This window comes from Actinoplanes sp. NPDC051513, assembly GCF_044454685.1.
In the GTDB taxonomy this organism is placed as follows: Bacteria; Actinomycetota; Actinomycetes; order Mycobacteriales; family Micromonosporaceae; genus Actinoplanes.
This window is the reverse complement of the sequence record NZ_JBITDW010000014.1, coordinates 1-25,962: the sequence shown is the minus strand read 5'-3', so window position 1 is coordinate 25,962 and position 25,962 is coordinate 1. Positions and strand designations below refer to the sequence as shown.

Annotated in this window: 25 protein-coding genes; 13 read left to right on the top strand and 12 right to left on the bottom strand. The window is 71.7% G+C overall.

The features are described from left to right. Positions 1-20 precede the first annotated feature (20 nt). The 6 genes from ACIA5D_RS33760 to ACIA5D_RS33735 all read right to left on the bottom strand — a co-directional run bounded on the left by ACIA5D_RS33760 (position 21) and on the right by ACIA5D_RS33735 (position 5,050). Positions 21-317 (bottom strand): STAS domain-containing protein, encoded by a 297-nt coding sequence (locus ACIA5D_RS33760; RefSeq protein WP_396034440.1) that lies wholly within the window; start codon positions 315-317, stop codon positions 21-23. 48 nt (positions 318-365) lie between these two features. Continuing rightward, positions 366-2,459 (bottom strand): bifunctional polysaccharide deacetylase/glycosyltransferase family 2 protein, encoded by a 2,094-nt coding sequence (locus ACIA5D_RS33755; protein ID WP_396034439.1) that lies wholly within the window; start codon positions 2,457-2,459, stop codon positions 366-368. A gap of 1 nt (position 2,460) precedes the next feature. Beyond that, positions 2,461-2,829: a hypothetical protein gene (locus ACIA5D_RS33750; RefSeq protein ID WP_396034438.1), complete on the bottom strand. Its 369-nt coding sequence runs from the start codon at positions 2,827-2,829 to the stop codon at positions 2,461-2,463. Beyond that, on the bottom strand, positions 2,826-3,584 hold the full coding sequence (locus ACIA5D_RS33745; RefSeq protein WP_396034437.1) for a hypothetical protein: 759 nt from the start codon (positions 3,582-3,584) through the stop codon (positions 2,826-2,828). The genes ACIA5D_RS33750 and ACIA5D_RS33745 overlap by 4 nt, the downstream gene beginning before the upstream one ends. A 34-nt stretch (positions 3,585-3,618) precedes the next feature. Further along, positions 3,619-4,200 carry an RNA polymerase sigma factor gene (locus tag ACIA5D_RS33740; protein WP_396034436.1) on the bottom strand — a complete coding sequence of 194 codons (582 nt, stop codon included), beginning with the start codon at positions 4,198-4,200 and terminating at the stop codon, positions 3,619-3,621. 67 nt (positions 4,201-4,267) lie between these two features. After that, positions 4,268-5,050, bottom strand: coding sequence for a DUF899 domain-containing protein (locus ACIA5D_RS33735; protein ID WP_396034435.1), 783 nt, complete (start codon positions 5,048-5,050; stop codon positions 4,268-4,270). Between the two features lie 129 nt (positions 5,051-5,179). Here ACIA5D_RS33735 and ACIA5D_RS33730 point away from each other — a divergent pair, with 129 nt between their 5' ends. The 6 genes from ACIA5D_RS33730 (at position 5,180) to ACIA5D_RS33705 (ending at position 9,634) form a co-directional block, all read left to right on the top strand. Then, a complete protein-coding gene (locus ACIA5D_RS33730; RefSeq protein WP_396034434.1) occupies positions 5,180-6,400 on the top strand; it encodes an anion permease in 1,221 nt (406 codons plus the stop codon). A 12-nt stretch (positions 6,401-6,412) separates the two neighbouring features. After that, positions 6,413-6,730: a hypothetical protein gene (locus tag ACIA5D_RS33725; protein WP_396034433.1), complete on the top strand. Its 318-nt coding sequence runs from the start codon at positions 6,413-6,415 to the stop codon at positions 6,728-6,730. A gap of 13 nt (positions 6,731-6,743) precedes the next feature. After that, entirely contained in the window at positions 6,744-7,058 is a 315-nt protein-coding gene (locus ACIA5D_RS33720; RefSeq protein ID WP_396034432.1) for a DUF3349 domain-containing protein, read from the top strand. 171 nt (positions 7,059-7,229) lie between these two features. Continuing rightward, complete coding sequence (locus ACIA5D_RS33715) at positions 7,230-8,459, top strand: anion permease (protein ID WP_396034431.1); 1,230 nt, start codon at positions 7,230-7,232, stop codon at positions 8,457-8,459. A gap of 12 nt (positions 8,460-8,471) precedes the next feature. Next, on the top strand, positions 8,472-8,753 hold the full coding sequence (locus ACIA5D_RS33710) for a hypothetical protein (protein ID WP_396034430.1): 282 nt from the start codon (positions 8,472-8,474) through the stop codon (positions 8,751-8,753). 236 nt (positions 8,754-8,989) lie between these two features. Continuing rightward, positions 8,990-9,634 (top strand): tetratricopeptide repeat-containing protein, encoded by a 645-nt coding sequence (locus ACIA5D_RS33705; RefSeq protein ID WP_396034429.1) that lies wholly within the window; start codon positions 8,990-8,992, stop codon positions 9,632-9,634. Positions 9,635-9,874: 240 nt separating this feature from the next. On the opposite strand, the gene ACIA5D_RS33700 is transcribed toward ACIA5D_RS33705, so the two are convergent. After that, positions 9,875-10,963 (bottom strand): glycerophosphodiester phosphodiesterase, encoded by a 1,089-nt coding sequence (locus ACIA5D_RS33700; RefSeq protein WP_396034428.1) that lies wholly within the window; start codon positions 10,961-10,963, stop codon positions 9,875-9,877. A 194-nt stretch (positions 10,964-11,157) separates the two neighbouring features. Here ACIA5D_RS33700 and ACIA5D_RS33695 point away from each other — a divergent pair, with 194 nt between their 5' ends. Genes ACIA5D_RS33695 through ACIA5D_RS33685 form a run of 3 tightly spaced genes read left to right on the top strand, consistent with a single transcriptional unit; the run spans position 11,158 to position 13,676 of the window. Continuing rightward, a complete protein-coding gene (locus tag ACIA5D_RS33695; RefSeq protein ID WP_396034427.1) occupies positions 11,158-11,748 on the top strand; it encodes a hypothetical protein in 591 nt (196 codons plus the stop codon). Continuing rightward, entirely contained in the window at positions 11,749-13,056 is a 1,308-nt protein-coding gene (locus ACIA5D_RS33690; RefSeq protein ID WP_396034426.1) for a sensor histidine kinase, read from the top strand. Next, a complete protein-coding gene (locus tag ACIA5D_RS33685; protein ID WP_396034424.1) occupies positions 13,053-13,676 on the top strand; it encodes a response regulator in 624 nt (207 codons plus the stop codon). Before ACIA5D_RS33690 ends, ACIA5D_RS33685 begins: the two co-directional genes overlap by 4 nt. A 58-nt stretch (positions 13,677-13,734) precedes the next feature. On the opposite strand, the gene ACIA5D_RS33680 is transcribed toward ACIA5D_RS33685, so the two are convergent. Beyond that, complete coding sequence (locus ACIA5D_RS33680; protein WP_396034423.1) at positions 13,735-14,967, bottom strand: ricin-type beta-trefoil lectin domain protein; 1,233 nt, start codon at positions 14,965-14,967, stop codon at positions 13,735-13,737. A gap of 852 nt (positions 14,968-15,819) precedes the next feature. Between ACIA5D_RS33680 and ACIA5D_RS33675 the strand changes: the two genes are divergently transcribed. Continuing rightward, entirely contained in the window at positions 15,820-16,860 is a 1,041-nt protein-coding gene (locus tag ACIA5D_RS33675) for a hypothetical protein (RefSeq protein WP_396034422.1), read from the top strand. A gap of 9 nt (positions 16,861-16,869) precedes the next feature. Here ACIA5D_RS33675 and ACIA5D_RS33670 read toward each other — a convergent pair whose 3' ends face one another. After that, positions 16,870-17,634: an LLM class flavin-dependent oxidoreductase gene (locus ACIA5D_RS33670; protein WP_396034421.1), complete on the bottom strand. Its 765-nt coding sequence runs from the start codon at positions 17,632-17,634 to the stop codon at positions 16,870-16,872. A gap of 122 nt (positions 17,635-17,756) precedes the next feature. On the opposite strand from ACIA5D_RS33670, the gene ACIA5D_RS33665 reads away from it, so the two are divergent. Together ACIA5D_RS33665 and ACIA5D_RS33660 are read left to right on the top strand one after the other, a co-directional pair. Then, positions 17,757-18,422: a DUF2306 domain-containing protein gene (locus ACIA5D_RS33665; protein ID WP_396034420.1), complete on the top strand. Its 666-nt coding sequence runs from the start codon at positions 17,757-17,759 to the stop codon at positions 18,420-18,422. Positions 18,423-18,479: 57 nt separating this feature from the next. Then, on the top strand, positions 18,480-18,839 hold the full coding sequence (locus tag ACIA5D_RS33660; RefSeq protein ID WP_396034419.1) for an MmcQ/YjbR family DNA-binding protein: 360 nt from the start codon (positions 18,480-18,482) through the stop codon (positions 18,837-18,839). A 4-nt stretch (positions 18,840-18,843) separates the two neighbouring features. Here the strand turns inward: ACIA5D_RS33660 and ACIA5D_RS33655 are convergent, their stop codons facing one another. The 3 genes from ACIA5D_RS33655 to ACIA5D_RS33645 form a co-directional block, all read right to left on the bottom strand. Then, complete coding sequence (locus ACIA5D_RS33655) at positions 18,844-21,819, bottom strand: glycine--tRNA ligase (RefSeq protein WP_396034418.1); 2,976 nt, start codon at positions 21,817-21,819, stop codon at positions 18,844-18,846. A 66-nt stretch (positions 21,820-21,885) separates the two neighbouring features. Further along, the gene (locus tag ACIA5D_RS33650; RefSeq protein WP_396034586.1) at positions 21,886-22,734 is read right to left on the bottom strand and encodes a GDSL-type esterase/lipase family protein; all 849 of its coding nucleotides are present in this window, start codon (positions 22,732-22,734) and stop codon (positions 21,886-21,888) included. Positions 22,735-22,759: 25 nt separating this feature from the next. Beyond that, positions 22,760-23,704: a helix-turn-helix domain-containing protein gene (locus tag ACIA5D_RS33645; RefSeq protein WP_396034417.1), complete on the bottom strand. Its 945-nt coding sequence runs from the start codon at positions 23,702-23,704 to the stop codon at positions 22,760-22,762. Between ACIA5D_RS33645 and ACIA5D_RS33640 the strand changes: the two genes are divergently transcribed. After that, positions 23,703-24,950: an MFS transporter gene (locus ACIA5D_RS33640; protein ID WP_396034416.1), complete on the top strand. Its 1,248-nt coding sequence runs from the start codon at positions 23,703-23,705 to the stop codon at positions 24,948-24,950. The two genes, ACIA5D_RS33645 and ACIA5D_RS33640, sit on opposite strands and share 2 nt — an antisense overlap. The last annotated feature ends 1,012 nt before the right edge of the window (positions 24,951-25,962 follow it).

Sequence of the window (25,962 nt, the reverse complement as noted above, 5' to 3'; positions counted from 1 at the left end):
CGCCATGTTCGACGGCCGCGCTACGCCGCCAACTCCCCGAGGCCCATCACCGCGAGGATCCGGAGCAGCTGAGGACTCGCCCGCTCCAGGCGCAGCCGGCGGTCGTGCTCGCGCATCCGCTCGTCGACCCGCGCCAGCGCGTGCAGCCCCGCGGCGTCGATGAAGGTCAGCTCGCCGACGTCGACGACCAGGTCGGCGCCCGGGTCGATCGTGCGCACGAGCGCCCCTTCCAGGGCAGCCGCCGTGGCCAAGTCGACCTCGCCGCGCAGTCGTACCGTCGCCATGTCGACCTCTTCGCGCACTCGTGCCGTCGTCATGGCGTGAAGAGCGCGCGCAGTGGTCGTGTCGTTACACCGCGGTCGGGATCAGTCGGCGCGGCCCGCGTGCACCGCGGCGGCGCCGGTGCGGATCATGCTGTGCCAGCGCAGCCGGCCCCCGAGCAGCGCCGCCACCGTCGACTGGATGACCACCAGGTACATCAGCTGGCGGTAGACCAGCTGTTGCAGTGGCAGGCTCCAGAGCGGGCCGAGCCGTTCCCCGTCGAGACGCAGGGCCACCGCCGCTGTGGCGGTCTGCACGGCGGTGAAGCCGGCCCAGACGGCGGCGGCCTTGCCCCACGGCAGGAAGGCGACGCTGTAGAGCCCGCACACGTCGATCACGGGCGCGGTCAGCGGCAGCAGGACCTGGAACAGAAGCAGATAGCCCAGCCCGCGCCGGCCGAGGCGGCCCGGCGCGCCGCGTTGGAGCACCGCGCGGCGGTGCTTCCACATGGCCTGCATCGTGCCGTAGCACCAGCGGTGGCGCTGCCGCCAGAGCTGGCGGAGGGAGGCAGGCGCCTCGGTCCAGGCGACCGCGCGGGGCTCATACACGACCAGCCACCCGGCGCGCAGCACGGCCATGGTGAAGTCGGTGTCCTCGGCCAGCGTCTCCGCCGGCACGCCGCCGGCATCGTGTACCGCGGCGCGGCGGAACGCGCCGATGGCGCCCGGCACGGTCGGCATGCAGCGGGCGATCTCGAACATCCGCCGGTCCAGGTTGAAGCCGATGACGTACTCGAGATGCTGCCACCGGCCGAGCAGGCCACCACGATTGGCGACCTTGGCGTTGCCCGAGACCGCGCCGACGCGGGCGTCGGCCAGCGGCTGCACGAGGCGGCCCACGGCGCCGGGCTCGAGGACGGTGTCGCCGTCCACAAGCACGAGGATGTCGCCGCGCGCGTGCCGGATGCCGGTGTTGAGGGCCGCGGGCTTGCCCGCGTTGGCCTGCCGGACGACGTGCACTCCCGGCAGTCCGAGGCGCTCCACGATGGGGGTGGTGTCGTCGGTCGAGCCGTCGTCGACCACGATGATCTCGACCGACGGGTAGTCGCTGGCGACCAGCGAACGGACCGTCGCGGCGATGTTGGCAGCCTCGTTGTACGCCGGCACGACGACGCTGACCGGCCCGAGGTAGCGCAGTGGCCCGCGGTGCCGGCGCCGTACCCGCCGGACGTGCACGGCCGCCGTGACGAGTTGAACGGCGAGGCGGAGCAGGCCCAGGGCCACGGCGACGATCATCGCGACGGTCAGGATCCGGGCCAGCCCGGCGGCGGCGACCTGGGCGGCCCGCAGCGCCTGCCCGCGCCATCGCTGGCCGGCGGGCGCGCCGGGCGCGGGCGGCAGGCCGAGCGCCTGCGAGACGGTGACGAAGCGGTAGCCCTGGGCCTGGAGCCGGGGGATGGCCCGGTCGAGCGCGGCCACGGTCTGGGCGCGGTCGCCGCCGCTGTCGTGCAGCATGACGATGCCCGGCCGGACCTCACGGGCGATCGCGTCGGCGCCGGGCTTGCGCCAGTCGCCGGTGTCGTGGTCGGTCAGCACGAGCAGGTACCCGGGACCGGCCTCGCGCCACGCGGTTTGCTCGGCGGCGGTGAGCGCCTCCGGCGACGACGAGTACGGCAGGCGCAACAGCACGGGCCGGGTGCCGACGGCCGCGGCGACGGCGTTGCCGGTGAGGGTGAGCTCCAGGCGCATCCGCCAGGCCGGCGTCCCGGCGCTGACGTGGGTGAACGTGTGCGAGCCGACCTCGTTGCCGCCGGCCACGACCTGGCGGGTGAGCTCCGGGTGCTCGTTGACCCGCGAGCCCACCTCGAAGAACGTGGCGTGGGCGCGGTGCTTGGCAAGGACGGCGAGGATGCGGGGGGTCCATTGCGGGTCGGGGCCGTCGTCGAAGGTCAGCGCGATGGTCTTGGCGGGCAGCGCGCGGCTGGTCACCCGCCCGTCGGCCTCCAGGCGCTGGACGGCAGCGCCGGCCGTGGACGCGGCGGGCGCCGGTGTGTTGTCGGCCGCCGGCGGATCGCCTCCCTCGGCGCCGGCGTGCGTGACGTACCCGTTGAGGCTGAGCTCGGCCAGCAGGACGAGCATGGCGAGCGCGAGCAGGACCCAGTGGGCGCGTGGCTCGTGCCGGAGGACCCGCTTGCCCACGTCACTTCTTCCGGGACGGTCGCACGCTGGGGGATCGGCCGTGGCTGCGGGGATGAGCCGACGCGGAGGCGCTCGGCGTGGCCGAGGCGGAGACGCTGGTCGCCGTCGGCGCGGCGGGCCTGGTGGTGGCGGTGGGCCGCGCCCTGGTGGTGGTGGCGGCGGGCGTCGTGGTGGCGGTGTACGTCCGTGGCGGCGCGGGATGCCCGGCCGCAGCGGGCCAGCCGGGCACGCCCGCTCCGCCCGGCCCGGTGAATCCGGCCAGCAACGCGACGGCGGCCGCCACCAGCAGCAGCCCGCCGGCGACGCCGGCGGCCACGAGGACGCGGCGCCGCCGGCCGGACCGGTCGACGAAAACGGGATCGACGATCATTCCTTGCCGCCGGGGTGGCTCGGGGTGGTGGCGTGCGGGGTCGGATGTGCGGGGGTCGCGCGGTGCGAGCCGGACTTACCGGGCGCGGTGGTCGTCGCGGCAGGCGTGGGCGAGACGGCGCCGGTCAGGCCGGCGCAGTACCGCCCGACCTGGTCCTCGCCGCCGGCCGCGGCGATCAGGTCGCGCCGGTCCCGGCCGTTCATCGGGTGGTCGCCGCCGACGGCCTCCCGCCATGCCACGCACCAGGCGAGCTGCTGCGCCGGCACAGTGGTGGGGGTGGCGGTGGCCGTCGGCGACGCTGTGGTGGCGGGCGTGGCCGGGTTGGAGGTAGCCGCCGGCTGCGGGGCCGGCGAGGTGGGGCCTGTTCCCGGCGCCGGCACGCCGAGCGCCGAGAACAGGCGGTGCGCGCGCTGCTGGACCGCGGAGGGGAGATTTCCGGTTCCTGCCGCCACAGCGGTGCCGGCGACGCCGAGGACGGCGAGGGCCGTCGCGATGCTCACGACGATCGTCCTCGTGGACGCCGGCACGTGGACACGGATGCCTCCCCTTCGTCTCGTGGTCTGCGCAGCGCGGCGACGCTCCGCGGCGAGAGCGGCGGCCACGGACTGCTCGGCGCTCCGGTCTCCCGCTGTGGCGGGAGCCCGCAGAGCGTCGAGCAGGTGGTCGAGGCCGGGGCTTGCGGGCCCGGCCCGGCCGCCCGCGGCCAACCGGTCGGCCTCGTCGAGGCCGCTCCGGCCAGCTCGCCATGTACGCATCGCACGCAGGAGAGCGTTGCGGGGTCGCATCCTGTTACACCCCCTTCCGGGATTCGTGGAGATTTTCCCCGGCGCGGTCGCGGACCTGCGGGTCGGCGCCCAGCCGGCGCAGGCCGCGCATGGTGGCGATCCGCACCGCGCCGGGGCGCTTGCCCAGCACACGGGCGGTCGCGGCGACGTCGAGCCCGGCCACGATCCGCAGCATGACGGCCTCCGCCTGATCGGCGGGCAGGGCCATGACCCGGTCGAGCGCCCAGGCGGTCTCGGCGCTCTCGATCGCCTCGGCGGCGGCGTCCGGCGCGGGCGTTCCCGTATCGATCACCTCGGCCGGGTCCTCGTGCCGGCGGCGGGCCCGGCGCAGCTCGTCGATGCCGCGGTGCCGGGCGATGCGGAACAGCCAGCCGCGGAACGCCGCCGGGTCGCCGGTGAACCGGTCGAGATCGCGCGCCACCTGCAGCCAGGTCTCGGAGGCGGCGTCCTCGGCGGCGTCGCCGGCCACCACCCGCAGGTAGCGCAGCACCCCGGGATTCAGCTCCCGCCAGAGGACGGCGAAGCCATGCTCGTGGCCGGCCCGCGCGGCGCTCAACGCGCCGGCGAGCTCGTCATCGGTCGGCAAGCACAACTCCCCTGGACGGTACGCATCGATCCGACCACGTGTTGTATCACGCGGGCGGCCGGCCGTCTCATTCGTACTCGTCGGGCAGGCGCAGGCCCGGCCCGCCGACCTGCCGGCCGAGCGGCTCGGCCCGGCCGGCCGGCTCCTCCCACTCCTCCTGGCGGCCCAGGATCGTCAGATCGAGGTACGGGTTGCCGTTGTGGAACTCCTCGATGCCGCGCCCGAACGTCGAATACGTATGGAACACGTCGTCGCCCAGCTTGAGGAACGAGCTGATCCCCGGCATCTCGGTGCCGCGCATGTCGGGTGTCCACCCGCCCTCCGTCCACGGCGTGCCCGCCTCGGCGAGCTCGGCCTCGGTGCGGAAATGCAGCAGCACCGGCGCCACCCGATCGTCGAGCGTGGCGTGGAAGTCGTAGTTGAAGTCGGTGCCGAACGACGAGTACCACGGGAACGTCCAGCCCATCCGGTCGCGGAAGGCGGCGAGCTTCGGGTACGGCGCGCGGGACACCGCCACCAGGGTCGTGTTGCGTGCGTGCAGCTGGCGCAGGCCGGCGATCCCGTCGGCGCAGGACGAGCAGCTCGGGCAGCCCTGCTCCCACTCCGGCGCGTACATGAAGTGGTGCATCACCAGCTGCGGCCGTCCCGCGAAGAGATCGGCGAGGCTCACCGTGCCGCCGGGGCCCTCGAACGTGTACGCCTTCTCGACCTTCACCATGGGCAGGCGCCGGCGTTCGGCGTTCACCCGGTCGCGCAGCCGGGTGACCTCCTTCTCCCTGGCCAGCAGCTCCCGGCGCGCGGCGAGCCACCGGTCCTGCGACACCACCTCGGGAAGGTTGCCTATCGTCATTGCTGACCTCCTCGTAAACGTCGGTCCGGCTGACTGTTCGGCGAACGATGAGGGTGAGTCTGCCCAATCCCGGCGGAACATTGCGGACGACTTCTTCTGGTCTGACCTTTCCGGCGCGAGGCTGGCGTCGTGACAGAGTCAACGGTCATTCTGGCCCTGGTGATCGTCACCGCCCTCGGTTTCGATTTCACCAACGGCTTCCACGACACCGCCAACGCGATGGCGACGTCCATCGCCACGAAGGCGCTGCGGCCCAAGGTGGCCGTGGCCCTCTCCGGTCTGCTCAACCTCATCGGCGCGTTCCTGTCGGTCGAGGTCGCGCTGACCGTCACCAACGCCGTCGGCAACCTCCAGACCTCGAACGGCACCCCGAAGGAGTCGCTCACCGCCGACGGCGGCGTCGCGCTCCTGCTGATCATCCTGGCCGGTCTGGTCGGCGGCATCATCTGGAACCTGCTGACCTGGCTGCTCGGCCTCCCGTCGTCCTCGTCGCACGCGCTGTTCGGCGGCCTCATCGGCGCGACGGTCGCGGGACTGGGCTGGGCCGGCGTCAACTGGAACGGCAACGGCACCAAGCTCGACGGCGTGGTCGGCAAGGTGATCCTCCCGGCCGTCCTGTCGCCGGTGATCGCCGGCATCGTCGCCGCGGTCGGGACCTGGCTGATCTACCGGGTGGTCGTCGGGGTGGCGCGGCGGTTCACCGAGAACGGGTTCCGCTGGGGCCAGATCGGCAGCGCCTCGCTCGTCTCGCTCGCGCACGGCACCAACGACGCGCAGAAGACCATGGGCGTGATCACCCTCGCGCTGATCGCTTCCGGACACTGGACCGACACCGCGAGCATCCCGTTCTGGGTGAAGGTGTGCTGCGCGCTGGCGATCGCCCTGGGCACCTACCTCGGCGGGTGGCGGATCATCCGGACGCTCGGCAAGGGCCTGGTCGAGATCTCGCCGCCGCAGGGCATGGCGGCCGAGTCGGCCTCGGCCGCGGTCATCCTGGCCTCGAGCCACCTGGGCTTCGCGCTCTCCACCACGCACGTGGCCACCGGGTCGATCCTCGGCTCGGGTGTCGGCCGACCGGGCGCGCAGGTGCGCTGGCGGGTCGCCGGCCGCATGGTCTCGGCCTGGTTGATCACGCTGCCGGCGGCGGGGATCGTGGGCGCGATCATGTGGTACATCGGCGACGCGATCGGCGGCACGGCCGGCGCGATCGTCATCTTCGTCCTGCTGCTGGCCGCGGCCGGGTACATGTACCTGCGCTCGCGCCGGGCGCCGGTCGGCCACCACAACGTCAACGACGAGTGGGACGAGACGACCGCGCCGGAGCGGGTTCCCGCCGGCACGGCCGGCTGAAGGGGGTAGACAATGGGAGACAACCTGGGCTTCGCCCTCGAAGGGGCTTGGAAGGTTCTGCTCGCCGGTCTTATTCTCGGCGCAGGATTGCCACTGCTGTTCGCGCTGGGCATCCGCTCGCTGGCGTGGGGCGCCGGCGGCGAGGCCGAGGTCCACGCGGACGGCGTCACCGGCCCGAAGCCGCAACCTGTCGGCACGGTGATCGGGTGGCTGCTGTTCCTGGTGGTGCTGGCGGGCATCGCCCTGGGTATCACGTTCATCGTGGCCAGCGGCTTCGGCAAGCAGTTGAGCTTCGAGCACATCTTCCCGACGATCGTGGACAAGCACTGACAGGGAGCCCGCCTTGAGCGAACGTTCCAATTTCCTGACGCGCAGCGTGGAGTGGCTGCGCGCCGGATACCCGGCCGGGGTGCCCCGGCAGGACTATGTCGCGCTGCTCGGGGTGCTGCGCCGCAAGCTGACCGAGGACGAGATCCGGCAGATCGCCAAGGACCTCGCCGAGCAGTCGCTGCTCTCCGACGACCCGATCAGCGGCGACGACATCGAGCAGATGATCAGCGATTCGATGCTGCAGGAGGCCACGCCGGCCGACGTCGCGCGTGTCTCGGCGCACCTCGCGGCGGGCGGCTGGCCGCTGGTGGATCCGCCTACCGAATGATGAACCTCACATGAACGGCCGGGGCCAGAGGCCTCGGCCATTCACCTTCCGTATATCAGCCGTAACGCTCCGTGCAACTTTAGGAAACATCCGGTTAACACGGGTCGAACATCGAAAAGGTGACGTTCATCCTCTGGCAAGGGGTACGTCGTACAGGTGACGATCAGCCTTGTGACCCAAACTTCGGTGATCCTCGCCCTGGTTGTCGTGACGGCTCTGGCCTTCGATTTCACCAACGGATTCCACGACACGGCGAACGCGATGGCCACATCCATCGCGACCAAGGCGCTGAAGCCGAAGACCGCCGTCGCCCTCTCCGGTCTGCTCAACCTCGTCGGGGCGTTCCTGTCGGTCCAGGTGGCGCTGACGGTCACCAACGCGGTCGTCAAGATTCAGAACTCCAACGGCACGCCGAAGGAGGCGCTCACCGCGAACGGCGGCGAGGCGCTCCTGATGATCATCCTGGCCGGCCTGGTCGGCGGTATCGTCTGGAACCTGCTGACCTGGCTGCTCGGCCTCCCGTCGAGCTCGTCGCATGCGCTGTTCGGCGGCCTCATCGGCGCCACCGTCGCGGGCCTGGGCTGGGCCGGGGTCAACTGGAACGGCGACGGCTCGAAGCTCGACGGCGTCGTCGGCAAGGTCCTGCTTCCGGCGATCATGTCGCCGGTCATCGCCGGCGTGGTCGCCGCGGCCGGCACCTGGATCATCTTCAAGATGGCCGCCGGCATCGCGCTGCGCCACGCCGAGCGCGGCTTCAAGTGGGGCCAGATCGGCAGCGCCTCGCTGGTCTCGCTCGCGCACGGCACCAACGACGCGCAGAAGACGATGGGCGTCATCACGCTCGCGCTGATCGCCGCCGGCGAATGGTCGGACACCAAGAGCATCCCGCTGTGGGTGAAGGTCGCCTGCGCCCTGGCGATCGCGCTCGGCACCTACCTCGGCGGCTGGCGGATCATTCGCACGCTCGGCAAGGGCCTGGTCGACATCGTCCCCGCGCAGGGCATGGCCGCCCAGTCCGCCTCGGCCGCGGTCATCCTCGCCTCCAGCCACCTGGGCTTCGCGCTGTCCACCACGCACGTCGCGACCGGCTCGGTGCTCGGCTCCGGCGTCGGCCGGCCCGCCGCCGAGGTCCGCTGGCGGGTGGCCGGGCGCATGGTGCTCGCCTGGCTGATCACGCTGCCGGCGGCCGGCCTGGTCGGCGCGCTGACGTGGTGGATCGGCGACCTCGTGGGCGGCCTGGCCGGCGCCCTGGTCGTGGTCGCCTTGCTGATCGTCTCCGCGACCGCCATGTGGCTGCGTTCCCGCCGCATCCGCGTCGACCACAGCAACGTCAACGACGACTGGGACGCGGTGGCCCCGCCTCCCGCCGAGACCCGCCTTCCCGCCGCTGCCGCGAGCTGAGAGAGACCACCGATGCACAACTTGGGTTTCGCCCTCGACGGCGCCTGGCGCGTCCTGCTCGCCGGCCTGGTTCTCGGCGCCGGCCTGCCGATCCTGTTCACCCTCGGCATCCGCTCGCTGGCCTGGTCGGCGGCCGGTCCGGCGCCGCGCCCGGCCGGCAAGGCCATCGGGTACGGGCTGTTCGCCGTCGTGATCATCGGGGTCGTCCTCGGCATCACGTTCATCGTGGCGACCGGCTTCGGCAAGACCCTCAGCTTCGAGCACATCTTCCCGACGATCGTCCCCAAGCACTGACTGACCCGCACGCGTCGGCCGTCAAATTCCGGGCGCCGACTTTCGGGCGCCGACTTTCCGGCGCTGACTTTCGGGCGCTGACTTTCGGGCGCTGGCTTTCTGGCGCTCACTTTCGGGCGCTGACTTTCCGGTGCTCACTTTCCGGCGCTCACTCTTCGGGGTGATTGACCCGGGCTGTCGCGCGGCGTGACGCTCATCGACAAATGGGGATCTGGACGGGGACGGATCAAGCCCGGTTGGACGAGGCACTCGCGCGCGGCGATCGGCGGCGGGTCGTCACCTCCGCCGCACGGTTCGGGCGGGTGGTCGCCCGCAGCGACGGCGGCCCGGTGCTGCTGGCCCAAGGCCTCGAGATGCTCCATCAAATTCACCGGCACGGGTACGGGGAGATCGCGCGCACCCTGGCCGAGACGATGCTCGGGCACGGGCTCGACCATCCTCGGGTGCGCTGCCGATATGCGCTGATCCTCCTCGACCGGGGTCTGATCGCCGCGGCGGAGGCGGTGCTGCTCCGGCTGCCGTCCGCCTTCGTCCGCGACGACGCCCTGACGCGCGCGGCGATCGCGCGGGTCCACCACGCGCGCTACCTCGGCGCCCGCCGTCCCGCCGATCTGGCCGAGGCGATCCGGTGGTACCGGAGCACCTATCTCGCCGCCCCGGACGCGAACTGCCACCACGGAGTGCGGGCCGCTGCTCTGTTGATGCTCGCGGCCACGGACGGCGTGCGGCTCGACGGCTACGCGACTCCGGCCGCCGAGGCGGTGAGCCTCGCCATGACCGTACGAAAGTCGCTGGAATTGCTGGAAAATCCCGACGAGTGGCAGCTTGAGGTGGCCGGGGAGGCGCGCCGCATCTGCGCGACCGCGCCACACCTTTCGTGAAGGCGTGGCACGGTCGCGCAAGAAGGCGCGAAGGCGTGGCGGTCGCGCAAGAAGGCGCGAAGGCGTGGCGGTCGCGCAAGAAGGCGCGAAGGCGTGGCGGTCGCGCAAGAAGGCGCGAAGGCGTGGCGGTCGTGCAAGAAGGCGCGAAGGCGTGGCGGTCGCGCAAGAAAGCGCGAAGGCGTGGCGGTCGCGCAAGAAAGCGCGAAGGCGTGGCGCGGTCTCGCAAGAAAGCGCGAAAACTCAGCCGCGCAACTTGCGCGCGAGGACGCCGATGTCGGCCTGATCGGTGAACAGGCCGTCGATGCCGGTGCCGAGGAAGGTGATCTGCTCGTCGAGCGCCCTGCCGTACGCGTTGGGGTCCGTGCCCACCTGGTAGTCGGCCGGCAGGAACTGGTTCTCCGCGCGGAAGGTGTACGGGATGACCTTGAGCCCGGCCGCGTGCGCGTCCTTGACCAGCGAGGTCGGCGTGCCCAGGGTGTTGTCCGCCTTGCGGGGGATGACCTGGGCCTTGTCCGGGCCGATGCCGTCGGCGTAGCGCGACAGCTCCTTGAGCCCGGCCGGTGTCAGGTACTGCGCGTAGGTCGTGGTGTCGTTGAACGGGCTGCCCGCGGCGCTGGTCAGGAACACCAGGTTGACCCGGGCCTGTCCGCGGATGGCGCGCAGGTTGGCCGCTTCGAACGACTGGATCCACACTTTCGCGCCACGCTTGTTGAGGCCGAACCGCTCCAGCGTGCGCAGCAGCGGCGTCTCCAGCTCCATGCCGAGCCGGCGGTGGTAGGTGGGGTGCTTGGTCTCCGGGATGACACCCAGGTCGCGGCCCAGCTCCTTGGAAAGTTTCGCGCGCAGCTCCAGCATCTCGGTGAAGGTCGGCACCTGGAACAGGCCGTTGTACAGCGTGTTGCGCTGCCGGACGGCGGGGAGGCGCTCGACCGCGCGCAGCGTCTTGAGCTCGGCGAGCGTGAAGTCCTCGGTCCACCAGCCGGTGACGCTGACGCCGTCGAGCAGGACGGATTTCTTGCGGTTCGCGAATTCCGGCCGGCTCGCCACGTCGGTGGTGCCGCCGATCTCCGGCTCGTGCCGGCACACCAGCACGTGGTCCTTCGTGGAGACCAGGTCGGGCTCCAGGTAGTCGGCGCCCAGCCGGGCGGCGAGCTCGTACGAGGCGAGCGTGTGCTCGGGCCGGTAGCCCGAGGCGCCGCGGTGGCCGAACACCTCCGAGGACGCGCGGTCGTGCCCGTGCGCGAGCGCCGGGGTCGCGACGGCCGCGGTCAGGGCGGGTGCTGCGGCGGCGACGGCGCCCATGCGCAGCACCTGACGTCGGTCTGCCACGAGATCCTCCACGGGACTCGGCTGCCGGCGTCCCTCGCCGGCGGATCCCGTGGAGCAGTCGACGCGACCTGATCAACCTGGCGGCGACCGTGACATGGCGATCACGGAAACGACATGGGAAGCATCTATCGAAGGCATTCGCGATTCCGTACGGTTGTCAACCGGACACGAAACCTTCGCCGGGCGGAGAGGCCATGGGTTTTCTGGAGCGAGTGATTCCGGGGCGGCGCGCCGCCCCGCCGCCGCGCCACGCCCTTTCCGTCGACGAACAGCCCCGCAGCTCCCACATGGAGCGGCAGGACCCCATCGAGGTACGCCTCCCCGCGATGCAGCCGCCGCCGCCGCGTCCGGCCGTCCGCACCGACCTGACCCAGCTGCTCGGGCGCAACATCGTGGAAACTTTCGTACAGGAGATCTGTCGCGAGTACGCGCTGCTGCCCGCGCTGGGCGCCGGCCCGGCCCGCTCGTACCAGTCGGTCGGCGCCGGCGTCTCGCTGCTCGCCGACGACCAGGGCACGGTCGCGATGATCTTCCTGCATTTCCACGGCGACGCCGGCTTCGGGCGCTACGCCGGCACCATCCCCGGCCGCGGCGGCACGATTCCCAAGCGCAGCAGCCTCTGGGTGGCGCTGGGCCGCCCCGACCAGAGCACCGACCCCAACCGTGACCGCGCCGATGTCGACGAGTACGGCCCGTCCGACCAATGGCGGTTCCCGACCTTCACCATGCACGCGCTGTACGCTCGCGACAACGAGAACCTGCTGAGGCTGACACTGAGGCACTGAATGAGCTTGTGGGCGGAGCCGGCCGCGCCCGGCGCGCCTTCCCGCGGGTGGCGTGACTGGGCGCTGGTCGCCGCGTTCTGCGTGCTCGCGGTGATCGAAGGCCTGGCCCGCCCGTCGCTTTCCGGCGGCTTCGTCGCCGTCGCGCTGGTCTTCCTGCTCGCACCGACCCTGCTGTGGCGTCGCAGCCGTCCCTTGCTGATGGTGACGATCGCCTTCGCGGCCACCGCCATCGCGCCGGTCCTCACCGATGGGGTCCCGCCCGAGGCGGCGTCGCTGGTCTTCGTGGCGCTGCTGCCGTATTCGCTGCTGCGCTGGGGATCGGGCCGCGCCGTCGTGATCGGCGTCGCCGTCATCGCCGCCAAGATCGTCGTCTCGGTGATCGCCGACCAGATGACCGTCCCCGACGCGCTGGCCGGCGCGGCCGTCACCTTCGCCGTCGCCGCGCTGGGCCTGGCGATGCGCTTCCGGGCCGTCGGCCGGCTGCGCGAGCACGAGCGCGTACGCCTCGTCGAGCGCGAACGCCTGGCCCGCGACCTGCACGACACCGTCGCCCACCACGTCAGCGCCATGGCGATCCGTGCGCAGGCGGGCCTGGCCCTCGCCGAGACCGACCCCGCCGCCGCCACCGACGCGCTGCGCGTGATCGAGGCCGAGGCGACCGCCGCCCTGGCCGAGATGCGCACGGTCGTGAAGGCGCTGCGCGCGTCGCCGTCCCCGTCCCTGGCCGACCTCGAGACCCTCGCCGCGGTTGACACCCGGGTCGACCTCGGCATATCGGGCGACCTCGGCGGGGTGGCCCCGGCCGTCGGCGCGGCGGTCTTCCGCCTCGCCCAGGAGGCGGTCACCAACGCCCGGCGCCACGCCCGGCACGCCACCCGCATCGAGGTGCGCGTGGCCGCCGACGACACCTCGGTCCACCTGCGCGTCACCGACGACGGCGAGGTTGCCGCCGCGACCGGCAAGGGCTCCGAATCGGCCGCGGGCGGCGGTTCCGGCCCCGCCGCGAGTGACGGTTCCGGCCCCGCCGCGAGTGACGGTTCCGGGCTCGCCGCGAGTGAGGGTTCCGGGCTCGCCGCGACCGGCGGGGGCTTCGAATCGGCCGCAGGCGGTGGTTCCGGGCTCGCCGCGAGCGACCGTTCCGGCTTCGCCGCGGGCGGCGGTTCCGGCGTCGCCGCGGGCGGTGGCTTCGGCCTGGCCGGGATGCGCGAGCGCGCCGCCCTGCTCGGCGGCGTCTGCTCGGCCGGCCCCAACCCCGGCCGCGGCTGGAGCGTGACGGCGACCCTGCCCCGCACCGGGCCGGCGTCGTGACTTTGCGCGTGCTGGTCGCCGACGACCAGGAGATCGTCCGCACCGGCCTGGCCATGCTGCTCAACTCGAGACCCGGCATCGAGGTCGTGGGCGTGGCCTCCGACGGCCGCGAGGCGGTGGCGCTGGCCCGGGACCTGCAGCCCGACGTGTGCCTGTTCGACATCCGGATGCCCGTCCTCGACGGCATCGAGGCCACCCGCCAGGTGCATCCCATCCCGGTGGTCGTGATCACCACCTTCGACCTGGACGAGCACGTCTACGCCGCCCTGCGGGCAGGCGCCCGGGGATTCCTGCTGAAGGAGTCCGGCGCGGCGATGCTGGACCAGGCCGTCCACGCCGCCGCCTCGGGCGACGCCCTGATCGCCCCCAGCGTGACCGCGAGGCTGCTCGGCACCTTCGCCACCGGCCGGGCCAAAAGCAAGCCCCTCGAGCCGCTGACCGACCGCGAGGCGGAGGTGCTGCGGGTGGTGGCGCGCGGCCGCACCAACAACGAGATCGCCGACGAGCTGTACATCAGCCTGAGCACGGTCAAGACCCACATCGCGAGCCTGATGATGAAGCTGCCCGCCCGCAATCGCGTCGAGATCGCCATGTGGGCGTACGAGAACGGGTTCGCCTGAGCCGGCTCGAGAAACGCCGGCAGCGGGGAGGCTGCCGGCGTTCCGATCGTCCGGTGGATCAGGCGCGCGTCCACTTCTGGTTGGAGCCGCCGGTGCAGTCCCACAGCTGAAGCTGGGCGCCGTTGGCGGTGTTGCGGTCCTTCACGTCGACGCAGCGATTCGCCGACACGTTCACCAGATCGCCCGCGGCCGACAGGGTGAACCGCTGGACCGGGTTGCCGTTGCAGGTGACCAGCTGGATCGGGGTGCCGTTGGTGAGCGCCCCGCCGGCCGGGTCCATGCACTTGCCAAGAGCCCGCAGCGTGCCGTCGCTGTTGGCCGCCCACTGCTGGGCGGCGGTGCCGTTGCAGTCGTACGTCTGCAGCCGGGCGCCGTCCACCGGGTTGGCGCCCGGGATGTCGATGCAGCGTCCACTCAGGCTGGACTTGATCGCCTGGCCGCCGCTCGGCGGCGGGGTGGTGCTCGAGGTGCTGACATGCACGTAGTCGATCAGCATCCGGCTCTCGGCCGGCAGACCGGCCGGGTTGCCCTGGCCGAAGTTACCGCCGACCGCCAGGTTGAGGATGATGAAGAACGCGTGGTTGTAGACCCAGCTCACGTTGCCCTTGGCGGCCTGCAGCGAGGCCGGGGTGGCCCGGAAGTACTCCTGGCCGTCCACGGTCCAGACGATCTGGTTCGCCGACCAGTCGACGGCGAAGTTGTGGAAGGCCTGATACCACGGCGAGCCGGCGAGCAGGGTGTTGCCGTACCCGTTGCCGCCGGAGTAACCGGGGCCGTGCAGCGTGGCGTACAGCCGGTTGGGGTCCCGGCCGACGACCTCCATGATGTCGATCTCGCCGTCGGTCGGCCAGTTGCCGCCGCCGAGCATCCAGAAGGCGGGCCAGAGGCCGGAGCCGTTGGGGACCTGGATGCGGGCCTCGATGTGGCCGTACTGCTGGGTGAACTTGCCGGCGGTCTGAATCCGGCCTGAGGTGAACTGGCAGGTGCCGTTCCAGCAGTCGTTGTGGCCGCCGCTGCCCTTGCGGGCCGTGATGACCAGGTGGCCCTGACCGTCCATCGCGACGTTGCTCGTGCCGCTGTTGTAGTACTGCAGCTCCTGGTTGCCCCAGCCGCTGCCGCCGGTGTCGAAGTTCCACTTCGACGTGTCGACGCCGGTGCCGGCCGCGCCGTTGAAATCTTCGTTCCAGACGACGGCCGCTTCGGCCCTGTCACTTCGGGAGCCGACGGCTAGGCCGGCGCCCATGGTCACCACGACGGCGATCGCCGCGATGAGAAACCTGGACTTACGCATGGGGATTCCTCCGGGGAAGAGGTGTAATGCGTAAGAGTCTTAAAAATTGACGGCCATCAGTCAAGCCCGAAACGGGCTTATCGGAAAAGCTTCACCAACACCATGGCTTCGCTGACGCTCCGTCGTCTCCGACACCGGAGAAAGCTTCATGTCGCCCGAACTGGTGATCGGGCCGAATTGTGACGCAAATCACGGCAGTTACCAGTGGTAGTGCGATCATCGCATGCCCGCTAACCGACCTAGCGGTCGGGCTGCGGTAGCTGAAATGTCGGCTTTTTGGTCACGGGCAGTGGCGATGGCATTGATCAGGCCAAAGAGCCAAGCGGCGAAAACCGCTCACGCGCGCGCAAAGACGCACGTGCATCTTGCACGACTCTCCGCACCGCGGCTCCGGCCGCCACGAGGGTGCCCTCGGCGAAACGCTACGCACAGCTACCCGCGAACTGGGTGTCGCGTGAGTAGCATGCGCCTAGCACTTGAGGATGCAATACCAAATGCACGTGCATCTGCACATGATCGCCTCGGGTGGGACTGCGGTCTGAAAAGTGGACAGTGGCCTGAACGAAGGATGGCGGCACCCGTTGCCCCGGGTGCCGCCTCTAGATCCTTGCCCTCGAAGGAAGGAATCCGATGTCAAGCCTACGACGCGGCCGGCGGAACGCACCGAAGGAGCCTGACCCACCAAAAGAAACCGAAACCTCAGGTCGCGCCCATCTCGGTCGCTCCCTCCTTGGTCGTCGGCCGGGGCGGCGGCCGACAACTTCCTACACGACTACCCTACATGCGACTAGGGGCGATCTGTCAAGCGGCGAGCAGTGCGCCTGCGCCGACGGCGACGCGACCAAGGTGGACGTGCTGATCGTCACCGCCTTGCAGGCGGAGTACGAGGCTGCCCGGCAGGCGGGGCTGGCAGGCTGCCCGGACGCCCCCGGGGTTGCGCATTGGCAGGCGCAGGACCTCGACACATCGGCGCCGTACCTTCTCGGCCGGTACGCGACAGGGGAAGGATCGTCCTTCCTGGTCGCCCTCGCGCGACCGACGAGGATGGGCGGCGTCGCGATCGCTCCCGTCGTCTCCACGCTGGTGGAACGCCTGAAGCCGCAGTGCCTGGCCATGTCGGGGGTGTGCGCCGGCAATCCCGAGAACGTCGCTCTCGGCGACGTGATCGTTGCCGAGCTGACGTATGCCTACGACGAAGGGCGGCGCCGGCCGGGCGCTTTCGAGGGGGATCATCGGCAGTTCCCGCTGGCCGACCGATGGGTGCGGGAAGCGCAGGAGCTGTCGCCCGCGGATCTGCCGAGCTACGGCGAGGTTCGCCCGCCGGATGCCCGGCTCTGGCTGCTCGAAAGGCTTCTCGCGCGGGAAGATCCGACGAGGCATCCGGCTCGGAAGAGGTACTTCCCCGCCGAGACCTGGACGACGTGCGTTCGTTCCCTGGTGGCCGAGGGCCTGGTGGTGCGGGACGGGGCGCACCTGTCCCTGACCAAGGACGGCCGGCGTCAAATCGAGCAAGTGATCTGCGACGACGTCCACGGACCGGTTCGCCTGCCGTTCCAGGTCGCCGTCGGCCCGATGGCGAGCGGCAACGTCGTCGTGAAGGACGGCGTGACGTGGCGGCAGTTGAAGAAGGCCGGAGTGCGCACCGTTCTCGGGCTCGAGATGGAGGCGGCAACTGTCGCGAGCGCCGCATTCCGCGCCGAGGTCCCGTACTGGGTCGTCGTCAAGGGCGTCACGGACCATGCCGATCCCCGCAAGGACGACCGGTACCAGGCATTCGCCGCCCGCGCATCGGCCGAGGTTCTCTTCAAGCTCCTCGGGCGTGGATTGGCGACGGCCGGCTCGGGAAAGCCAGCCCGGCGCCTCCCGCGAATCTGGCGGGCGGGTTGGTTTTGACCGGAGCGCTCAGGCCGGGCGACCCAGCGCGATGCGCTCGGCCGCCGCGTTTCGGTCCCCGCGCCACCAGCCGAGCGCCTCCACCCACCACGTCAGCCCGGCCGCCGCGTACGGCTCGATCTGCGAAACCGCCGACGCCGGCGACGTCGCGCCCTCCAGCACCATGTCGACCGGGCCGCTTGCCTGCCCCCGTACGAAATCTGCCGCCGCCGCGAAATCGCCCACCGCAACTTTTCGCTCCCGCTGATCCTCGAAGATCGGCATCGCGCCGTCGAAGCGGGCCGCCCTCCGCAAGCCGGCGCGGTTCGGCCACAGACCGCCGCACCAGATCGGCGGCCGGGGAACATTCCACTGCGACCAGAGCCGGCCCATCTTTTCGAGCCGCTCGTCGAGAGCGCGTCCGCGAGCCCGCAGGGAAGGGTCGAGGCCGAACTCGGAATACTCCTCGTCCATCGAGCCGAGGATGGTCAGCAGGGTCAGCCGCCCGCCGGAGAGCTCGTTGATCGCCGCGGCGTCCTGGGCCACGTCCTGGGCCTGCCGTCGGGGGAGCGTCACCGTCAGGATGATGCGCACCCGGCTGGTCTTCGCCGCGATGGCCGAGGCCGCCACGGTGGCGCTGGTGACCGGCCAGTCGCGGTCGTGGTACAGCACGTGGTCCCACAGGTGCACGCCGTCCCAGCCGTGCTGCTCGGCGGCGACCGCGAGGTCGGTGAGGAAGCGGACGTCGCCGAATTGACCGACCGTGGGCAGGCCGACGGCATACCGGATGACCATCACCAGACCCTACCGGCGGGCACATCGGCCGGAAGTACGGTCTTGCCGCCGTCATAAAGACCGGCGGAAACCCGGCCCGCGCGCCGATGATCCGCGACGCCGGGGCCGGAAGCATCAAGGCCATGAATTCGCGCAGGAGCTGGCTGATCCCGACCGGGCTGATCGCCCTCACCCTGATCCCGGCCGCGGGCGGCGCCATCCGTCTCGGCAGTCTCGCCTCCGGCGGCCCGGTCACCCCCGACAACGAGCGCTTCTTCGCCATGCCCATGCCGGTCGTGCTGCACATCATCGCGGCCCTGATCTACTGCCTGCTCGGCGCGTTCCAGTTCGCGCCGCGTTTCCGGCGTCGCCACCCGCGGTGGCATCGCATCGCCGGCCGGGTGCTGATCCCGGCGGGCCTGATGGTCGCGCTCAGCGGGGTGTGGATGACTTTGGCGTACGAGTTCCCGCCGGTCGACGGTCTTGCCGTGAAGATCGAACGTTTGATCGTCGGCGGGGTGATGACCGCGGCGATCGTCCTGGCCGTCCTCGCCGTGCGCAAGCGCGACATCGCGAACCACCGGGCCTGGATGATCCGCGCCTACGCGCTGGCCCAGGGCGCCGGCACCCAGGCGTTCACGCAGCTCCCGTGGATCCTGGCGGTGGGCGAGCTGAACGCGACCGGGCGGGCGATCGCGCTGGGCGGCGGCTGGCTCATCAACGCGCTGATCGCCGAATGGATCATCCGCCGGAACCGCAAGGCCGCCCGGGTCCCGGCGCGTCCCCGCTTCGAGGTCTCCACGTCGTAATCTCTGCTGCGAGACGACGGGATCTCTGCTGCGAGACGACGGGAAGGGGACGCGAGAGTGGCGGACGCCGACGACGTGCGCCGGCTGGCGCTGTCGCTGCCGCAGGTGGTGGAGATCGACAGCGACGGCTTCGATTTCCGGGTGGGCAACAAGGGTTTCGTCTGGTCGTATCCGGAGCGCCTGCCGGGCAAGCCGCGCGTCATCCGCACCGACGTCGCCGTCCTCTACGTCGGCGACGAGGCCGAGAAGCAGGCGCTGCTGCTCGGCGAGCCCGGTCTGTTCTTCACCACGCCGGGCTACGACGGGCTGCCGCTGGTCATGCTGAGGCTGCCGGAGGTCACCGTCGACCGTCTCACCGAGCTGGTCGTCGACGCGTGGCGGATGCGCGCACCCGGAGACCTGGCCGGCAGCCGGTAACCGATCAGCGCAGCTGCAGCTCCGGCCAGTCGAGCAGCCCGGCGCCGAGGTCGCGGACCGTGGCGAGAAGCCCCAGCCGGGCGGCCCGGATCTCGGCATCGTCGGCCATCACGAAGACCTCGTCGAAGAACGTGGCCAGCGGCGCGACCAGCCGGGACACGACGCTGGTGAAGCGGAACAGATCGGGCTCCGGCGACGGGCCCAGCTCGGCGGCGACCGCGACGACGGCCGAGTGCAACGCGACCTCGGCCGGCTCCTTGAGGATCCCGGCGTCGTACCCGGCCGGCGTCGACGGCGGGACGATCCGGCGGGCCCGCTGCACGGCCTCGGCCACGGCCACGAAGTCGGGGTTCGCCGTCACGGAGGCGAGCTGGGCCAGCAGGTTCGAGGCGACGGAGGGCCGGTCGGCGTGGGGCAGCACCGCCCGTACGCGATCGATGGGGTTGCCCTCCTCGGTGAGGGTCTGCTCGAGCCGCTTGGCCAGGAAGCCGGCGCACGCCGCGAGGACCTCGCCGGAGACCGGCACCGGCTGCAGCGCGGCCGCCCGCCGGAGCGCGTCGGTCAGGCTGAGCCCGGCCAGCGCCGGATGCGCCCGGTGCACGGCGAGCAGGCCCAGCACGGCCCGCCGCACCGCGAACGGGTCGCTGCTGCCCGTGGGCAGCCCGACGGTGGCGGCCAGGCCGGCCACCAGGTCGAGCCGGTCGGCGAGCGACAGCAGCGCGCCCGGCAGCGAGGCCGGCAGGTCGTCGCCGGTGTTGCGGGGCAGCTCCGCCTCGTAGACGGCCTGCGCGACCGCCCGCGGCTCCCCGGCGTGCAGGGCGTAGTCGCGGGCCATCAGGCCGGCCAGGCTGGTCATCTCGGTGACCAGCTGCGAGCCCTGGTCGAACTTGACCAGCGCGGCCGCCCGGTTCAGCGTGGCCGACGACAGCTCGAGGTCGGCGGCCAGCGCGAGCGCCAGCGACGAGATCCGCCCGGCCCGGTCGGCCATCGAGCCCAGCTTGTCGGTGAAGGTGAGCCGCTCCAGGCGACTGCGCAGCTCGGCCGGAGCGGACGAACGGTCGGCGCGGTAGAAGAACGCCGCGTCCTCGTAGCGGGCCCGCAGCACCGCCTCGTTGCCGTTGCGCACCAGCTCGACGTCGACCGGCCCGTTCGCGACGGTCACGAACATCGGCAGCAGCGCGCCGTCGGCGTCGCGCACCGGCAGGTAGCGCTGGTGCTTGCGCATGACGGTGGTCAGCACCGCGTCGGGCAGCGTCAGGTAGCTCTCGTCGAACGTGCCGAGCAGGGGAGTGGGCGCCTCGACGAGGTAGGTGATCTGGTCGATCAGCGCCGCCTCGCCGCGCACGTCGACCCGGCCCTCCGGGTACACGTGGTCCTGGGCGCCGGTCACGATCAGCTCGCGCCGGTCCTCCGGGTCGGCCACGATGCCGTTGAACGCCAGGGTCTCCATGAACGTCTCGGCCGACGCGATCTCGAACTCGGGCGCGGCGGCCGTGCGCAGCACCCGGGTCCTGCGGCCCGCGGCGAGCAGCCCCACCGTCACCGGCACCACGTCGTCGCCCCACAACGCCATCAGCCAGCGGATCGGCCGGCTGTAGGAGAGCTGCGGGTCGCGCCAGCGCATGTTCTTGGCCGCGCGCAGGCCGGTCACGACCTTCGCGAGCACGGGGGCGAGGACCTCGGCTGCCGCGCCGCCGGTTTCCGGCCGGTTCAGCACCACATGGCGTACGCCGTTGAAGTCGGCCTCCGCGACCTCGTCGAGGGTCGCGCCCTGTCCGCGCAGGAATCCCTCGAGGGCCTTCGTCGGCGCGCCGTCCGCACCGTACGCCTGGGCGAGCTTGGGGCCGCGCACGGTCCGTACGTGGTCGTCCTCACGGGCGGCGACCTCGGTGACCACCGCGACCACCCGCCGGGGTGTCGCGAACACCCGCACGTCGCCGTGGGCGAGCCGGGTGCCGGCCAGACCGGACCTGAGCTCGCGCTCGACGGCGCCCTGCGCGGCGCGGCACTCCGACGGCGGCAGTTCCTCGGTGCCGATCTCGAAGACCAGCAGCCGCGTCCCGTCCTTCCCGGCCGGCGTCGAGACGGGGCGAGCGAGCGCGGGCGGCTCGACCCGGCCGAGCGGATGGCCGAGCTCGTCGCGGCGCGCCACCCACAGCTTGGCGACCTCGCCGGCGAGCCGCCGCATCCGCGCGAACTCCCTCGCCCGGTCGGCCGTCGACACCGCGCCGCGGGCGTCGAGCACGTTGAACGCCTGCGAGCACTTGAGCACATAGGTGTGCGCCGGCACCGGCAGGCCGGCATCGATCAGCCGCTGCGCCTCGGCGGCGTAGAGATCGAGCAGCTGACGGTTGGCCGCCACATCGGCATCGTCCAGGTAGTACCGGGACATCTCGTACTCGGTCTGGCCGAACACCTCGCCGTAGGAGATCCCCGGCCCGTACGCGATGTCCTTGAAGTGGTTCTTGTCCTGCAGCGCCATGATGATGCGCTCGATGCCGTAGGTGATCTCGACCGAGACCGGGTCGAGGTTGATGCCGCCGGCCTGCTGGAAGTACGTGAACTGGGTGATCTCGAGGCCGTCGAGCCAGACCTCCCAGCCCAGCCCCCACGCGCCCAGCGCCGGCGACGCCCAGTTGTCCTCGACGAACCGCACGTCGTGCGCCGCAACATCGATGCCGAGCGCGGCGAGGCTGCCGAGGTAGAGCTCCTGCGGGTTGCCCGGGTCGGGCTTGAGGATCACCTGGAGCTGGGTGTGCGTCTGCAGCCGGTTCGGGTTCTCGCCGTAGCGCGAGTCGTCGGGCCGCACCGACGGCTCGGCGTAGACGACCCGCCACGGTTCCGGCCCCAGCACCCGCAGGAACGTCGCCGGGTTGAGCGTCCCCGCCCCGACTTCGGTGTTCATCGGCTGCACGACCAGGCATCCCTGATCGGTCCAGTACGAGGTCAGCCGGGCGAGCGCGTCCTGCATGGTGAGCATGGCCGACAAGTCTAAGTGGGCGGCCGGAACGGCATGCATCGAATATCCCGCCGATACCCGATCGCGTCACCAGGTGAAGCGGCCCGGGTAGGTCGCCTCGGCTATCTCGTGCTGGCCCTCGGCGTCGGGGTGGAAGTAGTCGACCTGATTCACCAGGTCGAGCGTCACCCGGGACTCGTGCAGGGCGCCGTTGTCCCAGCGGCAGCGCTTCCCGTACGCCTTGCAGGACTGTCGCAACTGGTCGTTGTAGTCGTCGATGCGGTCGCGCACCTGCCGGCGCCGGTCCTCGGCCGCCTTCGTCTGCGCGGTGGGATCGGACAGCATCGCCGGGCAGATGTGAGCGCGCGACCACACCCGTACGGCGTCGGGATTGGTGTGTCCTGCCTGCCACAGGCGGTAGACGTCCGGGATGCTCGCGACCAGGACCCGCGACTTGGGCAGGCCCTTGCGCAGGCGCGCGAGGGCCTGGTCGATCGAGGCGCGGAAGGCGGTCACCGAGGTCATCGCGGCCGGGGCCGAGGCGCACGCGTCGTTGGCGCCGATCAGGACCGTGACGTACTCGGCCTTCATGTCGACCGCGCGAGAGGCTTGGCCGGCCAGATCTGAAGAATCGGCGCCGGGCTGGGCGAAGCTGCGGGCGTGGTCCTCGATCCGCGGGTTCTTGGCCAGGATGCGGCGGTAGTGGCTGTCGACCGCGTCCGCCGTGCCGGTCGACCAGGAGTTGCGGCCGCAGATGAGGAACGCGCCGCAGCTGCCGAAGCCCGCGGTGATCGAGTCGCCGAGGGCGGCCATCGAGGACGGATAGCCCTTCACGCTGCCGGTGGGCTTCGGCTCGGCGCCGCCGGCGCCCTGTTCGCAGGCGAGCGCCAGCGCGCCGAGCAGAACGAAGGTGACAAGGTGCCAACGACGTAACAGATAGCCACGATCCACGCACGGTATGTTATCGGGCGTGGGCGAGGAGCCGGTCGGCCACCTCGGACCGGCGGTAGAGGACGGATCGGCCGTGCCGGGTGCTGACCAGCAGTCCTCCGGCGCGCAGGGCGCGCAGATGCTGGTTGACGGCGGTCGTGGTGACGCCGAGGCGGGCCGCCAGCTCGGTTGAGGACGCGGGCGTGTCGAGCGTGGCGAGCAGGCCGGCGCGGTGGGCGCCGAGCAGCGCCGCGAGCGCGCCGGGCGCCGGGAGCGGCTGGGCCTCCCAGAGGGTGCCGACGCCGCGCGCCAGGTAGATGATCATCGGCGGTTCCGACGGGGAGATCGGCACCGACGCGCTGCTGGTCCACATCGACGGGACGAGGGTCAGGCCGCCGGTGGTGGGGCGCTCGTAGTCGATGCCGGCGGAGGTCAGCCGCACCTCGACGACGTCGTCGGTCATGCGGACGCGCCCGGCCAGGCCGGCGAACATCGCGGCCAGCCCGCGCTGGGCGATCTCCCGGCCGCGGTGGGTGACGTCGCCCTCGAGCAGCGCGCGCATCCGCGGCCAGTGTGGCGCGAAGCACAGCTCCCAGTAGCCGGCGAGCGCCTCGATCACGCGGTGCAGCGGCGGCGGGCGGTGGTCCGGCCCGTGCAGCATCCGCAGGTCGCGCGCGACGACGTCGGCCGGGGTGGCGGCCACCAGCCTGAACTCGTCCTCGAGACGGGTCAGCGGGGTGCGCGGGCGCGGGTTCAGGAAGTCGGGCGTCCACAGCGCGTCGTTGACCAGCTCGAACAGCATCTCGGCGTCGAGCCGGTCGCGGGCGCGCTCGAGGTCGCGGATCCACGGCAGGTGCAACGGGTACCGGCCGGGGTCGCGCCAGGCGTGCAGCGACAGGACCAGCTCGTTGAGCGGGGAAATGGCGAACCGCACGTCGGCGAGGTCCTGGCCGACGAGGCGATAGCGCACGGACATGAAGCAATACGCTACATCGTTCGCTCGCGCCGGGCCGGGCTGCGAGAAAGATCTGGTGACTCTCGAACGAGCCCTGACCTGGGGCACCGCCACCTCCTCGCTGGCCAAGGGCCTGCTGTTCGGCATCAGCGCGCTGTTCTTCACCCGGGTGATCGGGCTGAGCGCGGCGACCGTCGGGCTGGGCCTGACGATCGCCGGGGCGGTGGGGCTGGCGGCGTCGTTCGGGGCCGGCCACCTCGCCGATCGGCTCGGCGCGGGTCGGGTGCTGGTGGCGATGACGGTGTGCCAGGGTGCGGCGCTCGGGGCGTACTGCCTGGCTCGCAGCGCCGTCGCTTTCGTCCTGACCGCATGCGTCGCGGTGGGCGCGGAGGCCGCGCAGCGGACGGCGCGGACCACGCTGCTGGCCCGCGAGTTCACCGGCGCCGATCGGGTCTCGGTCCGCGCCCGCCTGCGGGTGGCGACCAATGTGTTCATCGGCGTGGGATCGGTTGCGGCGGCGGGCGCGCTCACGCTCAATTCGCCTGTCGCGTACGCCTTGACGATGGTCATCGCCGCGCTGCTCGTGTTGTCGTCGGCGATTCCGCTGCGCCGCCTCCCGTTGGCCTCGTCACCGGTCGCCGCCACCGGCGAGGCTCGCGTCTCGCCGCTGCGGGATCGGCGCTACGTGGCGATCGCCGGGCTCAACGGGCTCCTCACGATCCAGTTCGGGGTGCTCACCGTCGGCATGCCGCTGTGGGTCACCGGGCACACGCGCGCGCCGGCCGCGACGGTCGCGCTCATGCTGGTGATCAACACGGCCTTCGTGGCAATGTTCCAGGTCCGTGCGGCACGGCTGGCACGCGATATCCGTACGGCCGGGCGCGTGGTTCTCGGGGCCGCGGCCGTTCTGGCCGTTGCCTGCGCGCTGTACGCGCTCGCCGGCCACGGCCCGGCGGGGGTGGCCGTCGTGCTGCTGGTGGCGGGCGTCCTGGCGCACAGTACGGGGGAGGTCCTCGCCGAGTCGGGCGGGTGGGAGCTGGCGTTCGAGCTGGCCGACCCGCGGTTCGCCGGCGCCTATCAGGGGGTCAGCCAGACCGGACCGGCCATCGGGACGATGCTGGCGCCGGCGGCCGTCACCACCACCGCGATCGACCACGGCGGCCCGGGGTGGGCAGTGCTGGCCGTGCTGTTCCTGGCGGCCGGGGCCGGGACGTGCGTGATCGCGGCGCGCGCCCGGGCCGGCCTCCCCGAGCCGGCATTGCGTTAGACACTTCTTGGAGTGGGGGTCTGTTCGAGCGGGCTTTGGCTGTGATGGCCGAGCCGCGCCGGGCCGGTGTCGGAAGCGGCAGCCGCGGATGACCGTGACGGGGCGGCACTCGTCCTCCCTGGCTGCCCTCGATCAACTGCCGGCGCACGGACGGATCTGCCCGGTGGTGGCGGGCCGCGCCCATTGACGCCCCGGGCCATGGCAGCCGCCCGGCTCGCCCCGTGCGGTGGGCTGCGCGAGTCTCCGCTTTGGTCGGCGCCGATTTCGCCCGGCCTGTCCCACGCTGATGCGATCGGTATCTGCCATCGTCGGTGGAGGCTGTTGAATGGTGTTTGCCGTCGCGGAAGAATGACGCGGAACAGCGCTGACGGAATGGCAGGCACGGCGGCCGAAATTTGGTCGGCGCCGCGGGTCGGGTGGTGTGCGGTCTTGGTCGGCGGAGGCCAGCGGCTCGCCCGCGGCGGGCGCGGCCTGCTCGGTGGGTGCGGCCTGCGTGACCTGTTCGACCGCGGCGGGCACCGCCGGGGTGGGCTGCGTGATCTGTTCGATCGCGGCGGGCACCGCCGGGGTGGGCTGCGTGATCTGGTTGCCTGTCGGGTGCACCGCCCGCTGTGCTGGTGAGCCGAGGTCCTGGCCGGTGCGGGCGGGGGCGGGCGGCGGGACCGGCGCCACGGGGCGCCCAGGTGTGCCTGCGCCGCCGGACCAGAGCCGGCGCCCGGCCGCCGTCAGTGGCGAACCGTCGTCACCGCCGTGCAGGCGGCGCAGCTTACGAGCGTGCCGCTCGACAAGCCCCCAATGCCGCGTAGCCTAGTTTGATCTTGGTGGATGTCGGCGTGGTGTGGTGACTTGCGGGGTGGCGCGGACTTGGCTTGTGTGTCATGTCCTCTGGTGCGGCCGGTCGGCCGGTCGTGGGTCCTGATCAGGTCACGCTCGGGGTGTTGATCTCGCAGGTTCCCCGGGACGCGGTCGATGACGCGGTCGCGGTGTGCGGGGTGCGGGAGAAACGCTCGGA